This window comes from Kitasatospora sp. NPDC059146 (genome assembly GCF_042786665.1).
Taxonomy (GTDB): Bacteria; Actinomycetota; Actinomycetes; order Streptomycetales; family Streptomycetaceae; genus Kitasatospora.
In genome coordinates this window covers 99,895-112,940 of sequence record NZ_JBHZCY010000011.1, presented here as the reverse complement: position 1 = coordinate 112,940, position 13,046 = coordinate 99,895, and the positions used below count along the sequence as shown (strand labels likewise).

Sequence of the window (13,046 nt, the reverse complement as noted above, 5' to 3'; positions counted from 1 at the left end):
GCGGGGGGGGCCGGGCGGGGGGGGGGTGGGGCCCCCGGGGGGGCGCGGGCGCCCCCCCCCACCGCCGGGGCTACAGGGTCTTGCTCGCCAGCAGGTTCCCCTGGGCGTCGTACGCGGCGAGCCTGATGCCGGTGAGGGGCTGGGGCTGGCCCTTCTCGGAGCCGGTGGGCTTGAGGGCGGACGCCCAGGCGTAGCCGCTGGCGTAGCCCGGGGTGCCGGGGAGCGAGGCGACGGTGGCCCAATGGGCCTGGCCGTCGAGTTCGACGGTCATCCGGGCGACCTGTCCGGGCCCGTGGTAGACGACGTTGTACAGGCCCTCCTGGTTCTGGGCGGGGTTGCGGTAGTACTGCATGGTGAGCTCGGTGGTGGCGCTCGCCGCCCAGGAGTAGCCGCCGCAGCCCGGGCCGCTGCCGTGGACGGAGGCGTCGTGGATGCAGATCTCCCGGTCCTTCAACGACATCCACCAGCCGGGGCGGTCCAGCGGCAGTTGCTGGCCGGGCTCGGCGACGACGGCCTCGGGGGCCGGTCCCGCCGGGAGCAGCGGGGCCTGCGCGGCCGGGGCCGCGGCCGGGGCGAGGGCCCTGCCGCCGTCCCGGGCGGACAGCACCGCGCCGGTGCCGACCGCCACCGCGAGCGCGGCCGCCACGGCCGACGCGCCCACCACCATCCGCCGCCGCTGGCGGCGGGCGTGGATCCGTACGGGCTCGGCGGACCAGTGGGCCACCGTGAGCCGGGACGCCTCGTCGTGCAGGGCGCCGCGCACCATGTCCTCGGTGTCCATCAGCTGTTGTCTCCGTTCGTGCCGTCGGTCGTCGTAGCGCCGGCGCCCGCGTAGGGGGCCAGCGCCGGATGGGTGCGCAGTTTCGCCAGGCCGCGGCTGGCCTGGCTCTTCACGTTGCCCAGTGAGCAGCCGAGGATCTCGGCGACCTGCTGCTCGCTCATGTCCTCCCAGTAGCGCAGGACGACCACGGCCCGCTGGCGCTGGGGCAGTTGGGCCAGTGCCTGGAGCAGCACCGAGCGCTCCTCGACGTCGCGGTGGTCGGCGCCCGGGGTGTGCGCCCGCTCGGGGAGGACGGGTACGAGCAGCTGCCTGACCCTGCGGCGCCGGTGGCGGCTCAGGTTGTTGTTCACCAGGGCCCGGTGGACGTAGGCGTCCGGTTCCTGGAGGCGGCTGATCCGGGGCCAGTTCCGGAAGGCCTTCGCGAACGTCGCCTGTACGACGTCCTCGGCCTCGTGGTAGTCGCCGGTGAGCAGGTAGGCGGTGCGCACCAGCCGTGGCCAGCGCGAGGCGGCGTACCCCTCGAAGTCGAGCTCCCGCAGGCCGGGGCCGCCCGCGGCGGGCGGGGCGGGCCGGGGCCGGTCCTCCACCGGGGCGGGCAGTATCCTCGCGGTCATCCAGTTCCTCTTCACGTTCCGCGCGACGGCCCGACCGGGCCATCGCTCTGCCCTACTCACCGCCGCGACGGCGCAAGGGTTGCACGCCGGAACCGAATCCTCCGACCGGGGCCCACGCGACCGGCCACCCGGCTGCCGCTACCTGCGCCCCCGCCCGCCGCTCCTGAGGTCCGCCCGGCGCAGGCGGTTGCGGCCGTAGGCCCAGAGCACGGGGACGGTCACGGCGACGGCCACGACGGTGTCGGCCAGCAGCAGGGCGGGGACGCGCCACAGGGGGCGCAGGGCGCGGGAGAGGCGGTGCACGGTTCGGGGTCCTTTCCGGCGGGCCGGACGGGCGTCCGGCTTCCGTGGAAGCGGTGGAGGCGGTGGAAGTGGTGCAAGTGGTGGAAGTGGTGGAAGTGGTGCAAGTGATCGTCACCGGGCGGGCGGGGTGCGCGGAACGGCCGTTCGGCCGAGGCCGGGGGCGGTGCCTCGGCCGAACGGTGGAGGTCCGGGGCGCCCGGGGCCGCGTACCGTGAACGACCATGATCACCTTCCCGGCGCGCGCCGAGTTCGCCTCCTGGGCCGCCGAGCGGCGCGGCCCGGCCATCGGGGTCGCCGCCGCGACCGCGGCCGCCGTCACCGCCGAGGCGTTCGCCACCGGCTTCGCGCCGACGGTCCTCGCGACGGTCGCGGTCGGCCTGCTCTGCCTGCTGGCCCTGCTCTCGCCGCCCCGCCTCCTGGTGCGCACCGGGTGGGCCGCGGTGACCGCCTCGATCGCCCTGTCCCTCGTCACGGGCCAGCTGCGGCACCGCCCCGAGGTCACCTTCGGCCTGACGGAGATGGGCGTCCTGCTGCTGCTCGTCACCCGGGCCGTGCGCTACCAGCCGCCCCGGCACCTGTTCCCGCTCGCCACCGCCGCCTGGCTGGCCACCCCGCTGCTCGTCCTGCGGCTGCCCGGCTCCGAGTGGGTGCACGTGGGCCGGTACGTCGTGCCGGCCCTGCTGCTCGCCGCCCCGGTGGCGGTCGTGCTCGGCCTGTACCTGCGGCTGCTCGACACCACCCGGGGGCGGGAGGAGAACGCCCGGCTGAACGCCCAACGGCTGGAGTACGCCCGCGAGTTGCACGACTTCGTCGGGCACCACGTCACCGCCGTCACCGCCCAGGTCAAGGCGGTGCGCTTCACCACGGCGGCGGGCTGCCCGCCGACACCGCAGGTGCTGGACCGGGCGCTGGCCGACATCGAGGACGCGGCCGCCCAGGCCACCGAGTCGATGCGGGCCATGGTCGCGCTGCTGCGCCGCCCGGACCGCCCCGCCCCGCTCTGCGCCCCCGCCGGCCTGGACGCCCTGCCCGCCCTGGCCGCGGCACTGCGCGCCGCCGGACCGGCCGTCTCCCTCACCCTCGACCCCCGGCTGACCGCGACGCCCCCGGCGGACCACATCGCCTCCGCCGTCCACCACATCGTCCGCGAGTCGCTGACCAACATCCGCAAGCACGCGGCCCGCGCGGACACCGCCGGCATCGACGTACGGCTGTCCGCCGGCGACCCCGGCGTCCTGACGGTCTGCGTCACCGACGACGCGCCCCGGCCCGCCGCCGAACCGTCACCGGGCCGCGGCCGCGGCGGTTTCGGCATCGCGGGCCTGCGCGAGCGCGTGCACGCGCTGGGCGGGGAGCTGAGCGCGGGGCCCGGCCCGGTCGGCGGCTGGCAGGTCGCCGCCGAGATCCCGCTCGGCCGAAGCGCCCCCCGTCACGCTTCGTGACAGCTGGCAGGATGGGCGGCATGACCATCCGTGTCCTCCTCGCCGACGACCAGGTCACCGTGCGCGCCGCGTACCGGATGATCCTCGACTCCCAGCCGGACATGGAGGTCGTCGCCGAGGCCGGGGACGGCCGCACGGCGGTGGCCGAGGCCCTGCGGCTGCGCCCCGACGTCTGCCTGCTCGACATCCGGATGCCCGGCACCGACGGCCTGGAGGCCACCCGCCTGCTGGCCGGCCCCGACGCCGAGCACCCGCTCAAGGTCGTCATCGCGACCACCTTCGACCTCGACGAGTACGTCCACGGCGCGCTGCGCCACGGCGCCTGCGGCTTCGTCCTCAAGGACTGCTCGCCCGCCCTGCTCATCGAGGCCGTGCGCGCGGCGGCCGCGGGCGACTCGCTGATCTCCCCCTCCGTCGCCTCCCGGCTCCTGCGCGACCTCGCCTCCCGTCCGCCGGCGCGGCCCCGGCGCCGCGGCCCCGACACTCCCCCGCCCCAGGAGCCGCTCACCCCGCGGGAACGGGACGTCGTCGCGATGGTCGCCCGGGGGCTGACCAACGACGAGGTCGCCGCCACCCTCCACGTCACCCTCTCCACCGTCAAGACCCACCTCGGCAACGTCCAGCGCAAACTCGGCGCCCGCAACCGCGTCGAGGTCGCCGCCCGGGCCTGGCAGCACGGCCTGACCTGACCCGGGCGGCGGCGCCGCGGCCGGGGCGCCGGGGCGGGTCAGCCGGTCTGCTCCTGCTCGGCCTCGACCTGGGCGTTCCACTCGCGCTTGGCGGCCCGCCAGGCCTCGTCGCTCTGGCCGAGCCGCCAGTAGCCCGAGACCGACAGCCGCTCGCGCGGGACGCCGCGCTCCACGCGCAGCAGGTAGCGCAGGTCCTTCACGAAGCCGGCCTCGCCGTGCACGAACGCGGACACCGTGCCGGCGGGGAACTCCAGGGCGGCGACCGCCTCGACCAGCGCCTCGCCCACCGGGCGCGCGCCGCGGTGCAGCCAGTGGATCGCGGCCCCGGCGGGCGAGAGGACCTTCTGCTCCTCGGCGGCGTCCGCGACCTCGACGAAGGCGTGCACCACGGCGCCGGCCGGCATCCGCTCCAGCGCCGCGGCGATCGCGGGCAGCGCGCTCTCGTCGCCCGCCAGCAGGTGCCAGTCGGCGTCCGCGTCGGGGGCGTAGCCGCCGCCGGGGCCCAGGAAGCGCACCGTCTCACCGGGCTGCGCGCGGGCCGCCCAGGGCCCGGCGAGGCCCTCGTCGCCGTGCACCACGAAGTCGACGGTCAGCTCGTGCAGCGCCTGGTCCCAGGCCCGCACGGTGTACGTCCGGGTGACCGGCCGCTGCTCGGGCGGGAACTCCTCGCGGATCCGAGCGAGGTCGAAGGGCTCGGGGTAGTCCACGCCCTCGGGGGCGAAGAGCACCTTGATGTAGTGGTCGGTGAACTCGGTGGCGTCGAAGTCCGCCAGCCCCGCGCCGCCGAGGACCAGGCGCACCATGTGCGGGGTGATCCGCTCGGTGCGCAGCACCCGTGCCTCACGGGCGCGCGGTGTCCGGCGGGTCGGTTGCTCTGCCATGGTGCCCCCTGGGCCGTGTGGTCGTCGCGCTGCCTGGTTAGGCTTGCCTAAGTTAGCACTTCTGAGGCGGCGTCCGGTCCGGGGTGGGGCGGGGCTGTCGTGGGGCTCAGCGCGGCGGGTCGATCCTCTCGACCGGGCCGAAGTCGCGGAAGGTGCCGCGGGTGCGGATCTGGACGCCGCCGAGGTCGGTCTTCCGGTCGAAGCGGACGGTGTGGCCCTGGGCGTCGATCCACTGGTCGAGCCGGAAGCCCTCCACGCCCTTGCTCTTGAGGATCTTGTACTGCTCGGCCTCCAGGGGCTTCACCTGCTCCACGCCGACCGTGCCGGCGAGGTGGAAGCAGGGCGTGCCCTCGCAGTCCTCCATGCCCGTGCGGGCGGACGGGCCGAGGGCCAGCAGCGCCTTGGCGTAGCCGTGGTAGTCGGCGACCCGGTCGCCGAGCGGTGAGGTGCGCCAGCTGCTGCCGCTGCGGATGTAGGTGGTGCCGTCGCCGGTGACGACGACGTTCGGGGTGTCGCTGCCGCCGGCCACGTCGCCGCCGGCGGCGCTCATGGACTCGGTGAGCCGGCCGGAGCGGACCGGGCCGTTGAGGTTCACCCGGGCCTTGGTGCGCGAGTTGAGCGGGCCGGCCTCGGTGGTGAAGTCCTGGGTGGCCGCGTACGGGGTCGCCTCCGCGAGCGCGAGCGCCTTCTCCGGGTCGATCGCCCCGCCCGCCGTCGTGGCCACGGCGGTGGCGGTGGTCGCGGCGGCGGTGGGCGTCGGAGTGGCCGTGGGCGTGGGCGTCGGGGTGGCGGTCGGCGCGGCCCCGGCGGTGGTGGCCGGCGCGGTCGGCGAGGCGGTCGGCGCCTTGTCGTCGTCGCAGCCCACCAGGGCGGCGAGGGAGACCGTGGCGGCGGCGACGGCGAGCACGGTGGAGCGGCGCATGGTCAGGAGACCCCCCGGTCGGATGAAGTGACGGGGCATCCTGACACAGCGGCTGCTCCGCGGGCGAACCGATTCCCGCCGCCGTCGCCGCCCGGGGCCGGTGGTCAGCGCAGGACGAGGAGCTTGGTGCCCGGGACGAGCTTGCGGTTGACGGAGGTGGACTGGACGAAGACGGTGTAGGAGGGGTTCTCGCCGGGCTTGACGACGGCCTCCGCGGCGGGCAGGCCGAGGAGTCGGCGGGCGGCCGGGCCGGAGAAGACGCGGCCGGTCATCCGGCCGGTGGCCGGGTCCTTCTCGGCGACGGCGAGCTGCTTGTTGCCCTGGATCTTCTCGCGCTTGGAGAGCTCGTAGAAGGCGCAGCCGGTCGTGTAGGGGTGGCCGGAGCTGGTGACGAAGTCGCGGATGGGGGACGCCTCGTCGACGGGTATGAGGATGTACTTGCCGGTGTCCAGGGCGTCGAGGTTGGCCGTGACCTGGGTGGTGTCGAGGTCCTGGCCCATGGCGAAGAGGTTCTTGGTGCCGCGCACGCCCTGCTCGCGCCCGCGCAGGAAGCTGGTGGCGGCGGACTTGACGGTGCCGATGGCCTCCTCGACGCCCTTGCTGGAGTCGGCGTCCCAGATGGCGATGTTGCCGGCCGGGAAGCCGTACTCCTGGGCGGTGCGCTTGGCGAGGGAGTTGGGGACCAGGATGGCGGAGGTCCAGTGGTCGGGGAGGCCGTCCATGGCGCCCTGGATGCGGTCGAGCCAGGAGCGCAGGACGGCGGCGCCCTGGCCGCCGTTCATCCGGGTGTGCATCTGGCCGCTCTGGGAGCAGCCGGAGGCGTTCTCCTCGCCGTCGGTGACGACGACCTGGAGGAAGGAGTGCTCGCCGTAGCCCTCCCAGATGTTCTTGAGGTCGTCGACGGACTTGACGGCGGCCTCGATCAGGGCGGTGGCGCCGTTGTCGACCTGGTAGAGGCCGCGCAGGGAGGGCAGGTGCTTGACGTCCATGTCCCAGACCAGGTTCTGCACCTCGTGGTCGAAGGCGTAGAGGCTGATCCGGGTCTCGTGGCCGAGGCGGTCGGACTCCTCCTGGAGGCCCTTGACGAACTCGTCCACGACGCGGACGAGTTGGGCCTGGTGCTGGCGCATCGAGCCGGACTTGTCGACCACGAGGGAGACGTGGTTGACCTTGTGCTTGATCCTGTTCGCGGACATGGCTATCCCCTTTTCCGGCGCGCTTGCGAGGCTTTTCCGGAGTCTCTCGCGGGGTTCACCCGCGGCGCCTTTCGGCGTTCCCTCCAGCGTTGTGACCACTCTAGGGGCGGGCACTGACATCGCGTCGGGCGCCGGCGGGCGGGGTCGCGGGCGCCGTCGGCCGGGGGGTCAGGCCTCGTCGGCCTCGTCCTGCTCCTCGTCGTCGGCGCGGGAGAGGGCGTCGGTGATCAGGCGGGTGGCGAAGTCGCGGTCGTCGCCGCAGATGCGGTTGACGTACTCGGCGAGCAGGGTGGCGGTGGCTTCCAGGGGGTTCATCTCGGCGTCGGTCCAGGGGCCGTACTGGGCGCGCCACAGGTTGGGGCTCAGGTCGCCGGCGGCGGCGACGAGCAGGCCGGCCATGGTGGGGACGACCTCGGGGCGGAAGGTGCGGGGCATCATGCGCATGGTGGCCAGGAGGCTGGGCAGCACGTACTCGATGACGTCCTTGCCCTGGTCCTCGCAGGCCTTCCGCAGCCAGTTCATGTACAGGTAGATGAGGGTGCAGGCGCCCTCCAGCAGGGCGGCGAAGCCGTCCGGGCCCAGCGAGGCGGCGAGGTGGTCGACCATCTCGCGGTGTGCGGGGTCGGCGCCGGTGCGGCCGTCGTAGAGGGCCTTGAGCCGGGAGTCGATGACCATGAGCGCCGCGCTCACGTCGCCGGCGGGGGCGTACTGGGGGTCGCAGGGCGAGGTCACGGGACTCCTCCGGGGCGGGTGCCGACGGCCGCGGCGGGGCGGCCGCTCCCAGCAGAGCGGACCGGGGCCGGGCCGGGGGCGGGAACCGGCCCGGCGTCACCCGGACGGGAGGAGGAGGCCGGGGTGTTGACGGGTCGGCGGGCCCCGGCGCCCGGTCAGGGCTTGAGGGCGACGCCGGCGTAGAAGGAGACCTGGGCGTCGGTGACGCCGGCCGGCAGCAGGTCGGCCTCGTCGGTGCCGTCGGGGTGCCAGCGGTGGGCGGGGACGATGCCCGGGTCGAGCAGGTCCAGGCCCGCGAAGAGGGTGGCGAACTCGGCGCGGGGGCGCAGCCGCAGGGAGGTGCCGGCCTGGTTGTAGATCTCCTGGACCTTGGAGGCGCCGGGCGGGTCGAGTTCGGCGGTGGCGTGGGAGAGGACCAGGGCGGAGCCGGACGGCAGGGGGTCCAGGAGGTGCTCGACGATGGCGTGGGCGTCGTCGAGGTCCGGGACGAAGTGGAGCAGGGCGATCATCGACAGGACGACCGGCCGGTCCAGGTCGAGGGTCCGGGCGACCTGGGGGGTGGCCAGGATGGCGGCGGGGTCGCGGACGTCGCCGTGGACGTAGGCGGTGCGGCCCTGGGGGGTGCTGGTCATCAGGGCGCGGGAGTGGGCCAGCACGACGGGGTCGTTGTCGGCGTAGACGACCCGGGCGGCGGGTTCGACGGCCTGGGCGACCTCGTGGAGGTTGGGCGAGGTGGGGATGCCGGTGCCGATGTCCAGCCACTGGCGCAGGCCGCGCCGGGCCAGGGCGCGGGTGGCGCGGTGCATGAAGGTGCGGTTGGCCCGCACGGCGGTGCGCATGGTGGGGAAGACGGTCAGGACGCGTTCGGCGGCTTCGCGGTCGACGGCGAAGTTGTCCTTGCCGCCGAGGAAGTAGTCGTACATCCGGGCGCTGTGCGGGATGTCCTGCCGTATCTGCGGCGCCGCCGGCTGCTCGGGGTCGGGCTCGGTCGCGGTCATCCAGGATCCCCCCATGCTCATTCGTGTCCCTTCTTGATCACACCGGGCCGGGGCAGTCTAGCCAACTCGCCGGTGTCGCGCGGGAAGTCGGCGGGGCGGGTGGGGCTCGGCCGTCCCGGGCATTTTCCGCCGCGTCCGGCGGCCGGTCGCGTACGGGCGGCCCGGGATGTGGCAGGTAGGAGGGCGGCGGCCCCGCCGAGTGCCCCGGCGCGGGCGGGTCCGGCCCCTTCCCCTCTGCTGTCAGCTCCTGCTGTCACCTCCTGCGATCGAACGGAGTCCCCATGCGTCGACACCGCGGCGTCCTGCTGACCGCCGCCCTCCTGGCCCAGCTGGCCGCCGGGCCCGCGCACGCCGCGCCGGCCGGCGGAGGGGAGGAGGCCGGGCAGTGCGGGGTGGTGCGCAGCGGTGACGCGCCGCTGGGCGGGGCGCGGGTGACGCTGTACCAGGCCGGGGAGGGCGGGGGCGGGCGGCCGCGGGTGCTGGCCCGGGGGCGCAGTGACGGGCAGGGGCGGTTCAGCCTGGACTACCGGCGGCCGCGGGACGCGCGGGCGGTGCTGTACGTGCTGGCAGACCTGCCGGGCCGCGGGGGCGGGGACGGGCGCGGTACGGACCGGGGCGGTACGGACGGCCGGGAGGCGCCGGAGGGGGCGGGCGGCGGGCCGGTGACGCTGGCCGCGGTGCTCAGCGGTGCCGGGGCGCCGCCCGAACTGGTCGTCAACGAGCGGACCACCGTGGCCGTGGCCTACGCGCTGGCCCGTTTCACGGGCCCGGACGGCGTCGCGGGCTCCTCCCCCGGGCTGCCGAACGCCGCCGCCCTCGCGCACAACCTGGCCGACACCGGCACCGGCGGCATCGCCCCGCTGCTGGCCGCGCCGCCCAACGGCGCGCTGACCTCGACCATGGCCGAGGTCAACTCCCTGGCCAACCTGCTGGCCTCGTGCGTCACCGGCGACTCCTGCGGGCGGCTGCTGGAGCTGGCCCGGCCGCCGGGCGGCGAGCGGCCGCGCAACACGCTGCTGGCCGCCGTGAACATCGCCCACGACCCGGGCCGCAACACCGCCGAGCTGTTCGCGCTGGCCGCCACCACCGAGCGCTACCGGCCCGCGCTGGGCGCCGCGCCGGACGCCTGGACGGTGGCGCTGCGCTACGCGGGCAACGGGCACGAGCTCGACGGCCCCGGCAACATCGCCTTCGACGCGGACGGCAACGCCTGGGTCAGCAACAACTACCGCTACGGCCCGGACCCGACGGTGCCGGTCTGCGGCAGCGACACGGTGCTCAAGTTCACCCCCACCGGGCAGGACGCCCCCGGCGCCCCCTACCGCGGCGGCGGCCTGTACGGGGCCGGCTTCGGCATCACCGTGGACGCCAGGGGCAGCGCCTGGGTCGCCAACTTCGGTTTCCAGGGCCATGGTTGCCCACTCGATCCGACGCCGTTGGAGCGCAGCCTCTCCCAGTTCGCCCCGGACGGCACACCGCTGTCGCCGCCCGCGGGCTGGCGCGGGGCGGGCATCGTCCAGCCGCAGGGCATGGCCGCCGACCGGGCCGGCACGGTGTGGGTCGCCAACTGCGGTTCGGACAGCGTGGCGCGGATCCCGGACGGCGACGGGGCCGCGGCCCGGGAGATCCCCACGCCCGGCCTGCACAAGCCCTTCGGCGCGGCGGTGGACCCGGCCGGGCGGCTGTGGGTGAGCGGCAACGGCAGCGACAGCGTTCAGGTGGTGGGCCCCGACGGCGCGCTGGAGCGGACCGTCACCGGAGGGGGCCTGCGCCGGCCGCTGGCAGTGGCCACCGACAGCCGGGGCAACGCCTGGGTGAGCAACAGCGGCATCCTGCCGGTGCCCTGCGGGGACAGCACCCCCGGCGACCTGGCGGACGCGCTCGGCGGCGAGGACGGCCCGCGCCCGGGCGCCTCGGTGACCCTGATCGGGGCGGACGGGACACCGGCGCCCGCGCCCTTCGCCAACGGCGGGCTGTTCCTGCCCTGGGGGGTGGCCGTGGACGGGGACGACACCGTGTGGGTGGCCAACTTCGGCGGCCACCGCGTCGCCCGGCTGTGCGGGGTCAACCTGGCGGCCTGCCCGCCCGGGGTGCGCACCGGTGAGCCGATCTCGCCGCCCGGCACCGGGTACACGAGCGACGGGCTGGAGCGCAACACCGGCGTGCAGATCGACCCCTCGGGCAACGTCTGGCTGGCCAACAACTGGCGCACCGTACCGGTGCAGGCCAACCCGGGCGGGCACGAGCTGGTGGTGCTGGTCGGGGCGGCGGCGCCGGTGGGCACGCCGCTGCTCGGCGGGGGCGGGCGGCCCTGACCCGACGGTGGGCGGCGGCGGGGAGGCGGCCGGTGGGGCGACTACCCGCCGGTACCGGAGGGCCGCGGCGGCCCGCGGGGAACACTGCGCCGGTTCGGCGCACCAGCGCGCAGGAGACCCCGGGAGCCCGTCCATGCCGCCGTCCGCCCGCCGTGTCCCCCCGGCCGCCGCGACGCCGCCGCCCGCCAGGCGCGCGGCGCTGCGGCGCCTGGGCGAGTGGTGCGCGCGCCACTCCGTACTCGTCCTCGTGCTGTGGATCGTCGCCCTGGCCGGCGTCCAGGCCGCCAACCGGACGGTCGGCGGCAGTTACTCCGACGACTTCTCCCTGCCCGGCACCCAGGCCCAGCAGGGCCGGGACGTGCTGCAGGCGCACGAGCCGGCCGCCGCGGGCACCAGCTCCCAGGTGGTGCTGCACGACGCCCAGCAGCTGACGGGCTTCCAGCCGCAGATCGCCCAGACCGTCACGGCGCTCCAGCAGCTGCCGCACGTGATCAGCGCGCAGAGCCCGCTGCCGCCGGCCGGGCAGAGCGCCCCGCCGGGCGGGCCGCTGGCCCCCGACGGGCTGACCGGGTACATCACCGTCCGCTTCGACACCACCCCGGCGCTGCTGGGCCACGACTACCTGGGCGGGGTGGACGCGGCGGTGGCGCCGCTGCGCCAGGCCGGGGTGCAGGTGGAGTACGGCGGGCCGCTGGGCGAGCTGGCCCGGCCGGCGGCGGACGACCGCTCCAGCGAGGTGATCGGCTTCGCGGTGGCGGTGGTGGTGCTGCTGGTGGGGTTCGGCAGCGCGATCGCGGCCGGGCTGCCGCTGCTGACGGCGCTGATCGCGGCCGTGGTCGGGCTGGGCGCGCTGGGGCTGGTCGCGGCGCTGTCCACCTTCGCGACCGTGGCGCCGACCCTGGCCACGATGATCGGCATCGGGGTCGGCATCGACTACGCGCTGTTCCTGCTGACCCGGCACCGGCAGAACCTGATGGACGGGGTGGACCCGGTCGCCTCCGCCGGGCAGGCGGTGGCCACCAGCGGACGGGCGGTGCTGGTCTCCGGCTGCACGGTGATCATCGCGCTGTCCGGGCTGTCGGTGTCGGGCATCTCCTTCATCGCCAAGCTCGGGGCCGCGGCCGCCGTCACGGTGGTGTCGGCGGTGCTCGGCGCGCTGACCCTGCTGCCGGCGCTGATGGGGCTGATCGGGCGCCGGATGGACCGCTTCGCCGTGCGCCGTCCGATCGCCGAGGCCGGGGGCGGCGGCGAGGGCGGCGGGAGCTGGCACCGCTACGCCCGGCGGGTGGAGGCGAACCCGTGGCGCTACCTGGTCGCCGGGGTGGTCGCGCTCGGGGTGCTGTCGATCCCGCTGTTCTCCATCCAGCTGGGCCACATCGGCGACGGCGCCGACCCGACCTCCTTCACCGACCGGCGCGCCTACGACCTGGTCTCCCAGGCCTTCGGCCCGGGGGCGAACGCGCCGCTGACCGTGGTGGTCGACCAGAGCGCCGTGGCGGACGGGTCGCGGGCCGGCGTGCAGGGCGCCGTGCAGCAGGCCCTCACCGGCCTGCCCGGCGCGGCGAGCACCACCCCGCTGCAGACCAGCCCGGACGGCGCCGTGCTGTTCGCCACCGTCGTCCCGGCCGGCGCCCCGCAGGACCGGGCCACCACCGACCTGGTCAACCACCTGTCGGACACCGTGCTGCCCGACGCGGTGGCGGGCAGCGGCGCCAGGACGTACGTGACCGGCAACACCGCGGCCCAGGTCGACTTCCTGGACATCGTCTCCGGCCGGCTGGTCCTGATCATCGCGGTGGTGGTCGCGCTGGCCTTCCTGATCATCCTGGCGGTCTTCCGCGGCCTGCTGGTCGCCGTCAAGGCCGCGGTGCTCAACCTGCTGTCGATCGCCGCCTCGTACGGGGTGGTGGTGGCGGTGTTCCAGTGGGGCTGGGGCGGGCCGGCGCTCGGGGTCGCGGGGAAGGTCCCGATCGAGAGCTACGTGCCGATGATGATGTTCGCGATCGTCTTCGGGCTGAGCATGGACTACGAGATCTTCCTGCTCTCGCGGGTCCACGAGTCCTGGCTGCGCACCGGGCGCAGCACGAACTAAGTGGGGGACGCGGTTGAGATAAACGCGCGGGTGTTGAACTTCGCCGCGCGTAACATGGGTAGCGTGTTCGCCGCGTTGATC

12 protein-coding genes are annotated in these 13,046 nt (G+C 75.3%); 4 read left to right on the top strand and 8 right to left on the bottom strand.

The genetic code is table 11. The features are described from left to right. Positions 1–70: 70 nt before the first annotated feature. The 3 genes from ACFXPX_RS07460 to ACFXPX_RS07450 form a co-directional block, all read right to left on the bottom strand. A complete protein-coding gene (locus ACFXPX_RS07460; protein WP_380525339.1) occupies positions 71–781 on the bottom strand; it encodes a hypothetical protein in 711 nt (236 codons plus the stop codon). Then, the gene (locus ACFXPX_RS07455; RefSeq protein WP_380525337.1) at positions 781–1,395 is read right to left on the bottom strand and encodes a SigE family RNA polymerase sigma factor; all 615 of its coding nucleotides are present in this window, start codon (positions 1,393–1,395) and stop codon (positions 781–783) included. Before ACFXPX_RS07455 ends, ACFXPX_RS07460 begins: the two co-directional genes overlap by 1 nt. A 138-nt stretch (positions 1,396–1,533) precedes the next feature. Then, a complete protein-coding gene (locus ACFXPX_RS07450; protein WP_380587480.1) occupies positions 1,534–1,698 on the bottom strand; it encodes a hypothetical protein in 165 nt (54 codons plus the stop codon). A 221-nt stretch (positions 1,699–1,919) separates the two neighbouring features. On the opposite strand from ACFXPX_RS07450, the gene ACFXPX_RS07445 reads away from it, so the two are divergent. Then, positions 1,920–3,140 carry a sensor histidine kinase gene (locus ACFXPX_RS07445; RefSeq protein ID WP_380640016.1) on the top strand — a complete coding sequence of 407 codons (1,221 nt, stop codon included), beginning with the start codon at positions 1,920–1,922 and terminating at the stop codon, positions 3,138–3,140. An 11-nt stretch (positions 3,141–3,151) separates the two neighbouring features. Continuing rightward, positions 3,152–3,829, top strand: a complete 678-nt coding sequence (locus ACFXPX_RS07440; protein ID WP_380640014.1) for a response regulator — start codon at positions 3,152–3,154, stop codon at positions 3,827–3,829. A gap of 38 nt (positions 3,830–3,867) precedes the next feature. Here ACFXPX_RS07440 and ACFXPX_RS07435 read toward each other — a convergent pair whose 3' ends face one another. The 5 genes from ACFXPX_RS07435 to ACFXPX_RS07415 all read right to left on the bottom strand — a co-directional run bounded on the left by ACFXPX_RS07435 (position 3,868) and on the right by ACFXPX_RS07415 (position 8,558). Continuing rightward, the gene (locus tag ACFXPX_RS07435) at positions 3,868–4,710 is read right to left on the bottom strand and encodes a siderophore-interacting protein (RefSeq protein WP_380525334.1); all 843 of its coding nucleotides are present in this window, start codon (positions 4,708–4,710) and stop codon (positions 3,868–3,870) included. A 106-nt stretch (positions 4,711–4,816) separates the two neighbouring features. Then, positions 4,817–5,632: a hypothetical protein gene (locus ACFXPX_RS07430; RefSeq protein ID WP_380640012.1), complete on the bottom strand. Its 816-nt coding sequence runs from the start codon at positions 5,630–5,632 to the stop codon at positions 4,817–4,819. 104 nt (positions 5,633–5,736) lie between these two features. Beyond that, positions 5,737–6,828 carry a VWA domain-containing protein gene (locus ACFXPX_RS07425; protein WP_375896947.1) on the bottom strand — a complete coding sequence of 364 codons (1,092 nt, stop codon included), beginning with the start codon at positions 6,826–6,828 and terminating at the stop codon, positions 5,737–5,739. A gap of 168 nt (positions 6,829–6,996) precedes the next feature. After that, positions 6,997–7,560 carry a hypothetical protein gene (locus ACFXPX_RS07420; RefSeq protein ID WP_375896950.1) on the bottom strand — a complete coding sequence of 188 codons (564 nt, stop codon included), beginning with the start codon at positions 7,558–7,560 and terminating at the stop codon, positions 6,997–6,999. 155 nt (positions 7,561–7,715) lie between these two features. Next, on the bottom strand, positions 7,716–8,558 hold the full coding sequence (locus ACFXPX_RS07415; RefSeq protein WP_380525331.1) for an SAM-dependent methyltransferase: 843 nt from the start codon (positions 8,556–8,558) through the stop codon (positions 7,716–7,718). 281 nt (positions 8,559–8,839) lie between these two features. On the opposite strand from ACFXPX_RS07415, the gene ACFXPX_RS07410 reads away from it, so the two are divergent. Then, positions 8,840–10,873 (top strand): NHL repeat-containing protein, encoded by a 2,034-nt coding sequence (locus tag ACFXPX_RS07410; protein WP_380640010.1) that lies wholly within the window; start codon positions 8,840–8,842, stop codon positions 10,871–10,873. Between the two features lie 133 nt (positions 10,874–11,006). Then, positions 11,007–12,965 carry an MMPL family transporter gene (locus tag ACFXPX_RS07405; protein WP_380640008.1) on the top strand — a complete coding sequence of 653 codons (1,959 nt, stop codon included), beginning with the start codon at positions 11,007–11,009 and terminating at the stop codon, positions 12,963–12,965. Positions 12,966–13,046 lie beyond the last annotated feature (81 nt).

Bases quoted from the DNA above. Each gene is read 5' to 3' on its own strand.
- ACFXPX_RS07460 (WP_380525339.1), bottom strand. From the start codon at position 781: ATGGACACCGAGGACATGGTGCGCGGCGCCCTGCACGACGAGGCGTCC.
- ACFXPX_RS07455 (WP_380525337.1), bottom strand. From the start codon at position 1,395: ATGACCGCGAGGATACTGCCCGCCCCGGTGGAGGACCGGCCCCGGCCC.
- ACFXPX_RS07445 (WP_380640016.1), top strand. From the start codon at position 1,920: ATGATCACCTTCCCGGCGCGCGCCGAGTTCGCCTCCTGGGCCGCCGAG.
- ACFXPX_RS07440 (WP_380640014.1), top strand. From the start codon at position 3,152: ATGGGCGGCATGACCATCCGTGTCCTCCTCGCCGACGACCAGGTCACC.
- ACFXPX_RS07435 (WP_380525334.1), bottom strand. From the start codon at position 4,710: ATGGCAGAGCAACCGACCCGCCGGACACCGCGCGCCCGTGAGGCACGG.
- ACFXPX_RS07430 (WP_380640012.1), bottom strand. From the start codon at position 5,632: ATGCGCCGCTCCACCGTGCTCGCCGTCGCCGCCGCCACGGTCTCCCTC.
- ACFXPX_RS07425 (WP_375896947.1), bottom strand. From the start codon at position 6,828: ATGTCCGCGAACAGGATCAAGCACAAGGTCAACCACGTCTCCCTCGTG.
- ACFXPX_RS07415 (WP_380525331.1), bottom strand. From the start codon at position 8,558: ATGACCGCGACCGAGCCCGACCCCGAGCAGCCGGCGGCGCCGCAGATA.
- ACFXPX_RS07410 (WP_380640010.1), top strand. From the start codon at position 8,840: ATGCGTCGACACCGCGGCGTCCTGCTGACCGCCGCCCTCCTGGCCCAG.
- ACFXPX_RS07405 (WP_380640008.1), top strand. From the start codon at position 11,007: ATGCCGCCGTCCGCCCGCCGTGTCCCCCCGGCCGCCGCGACGCCGCCG.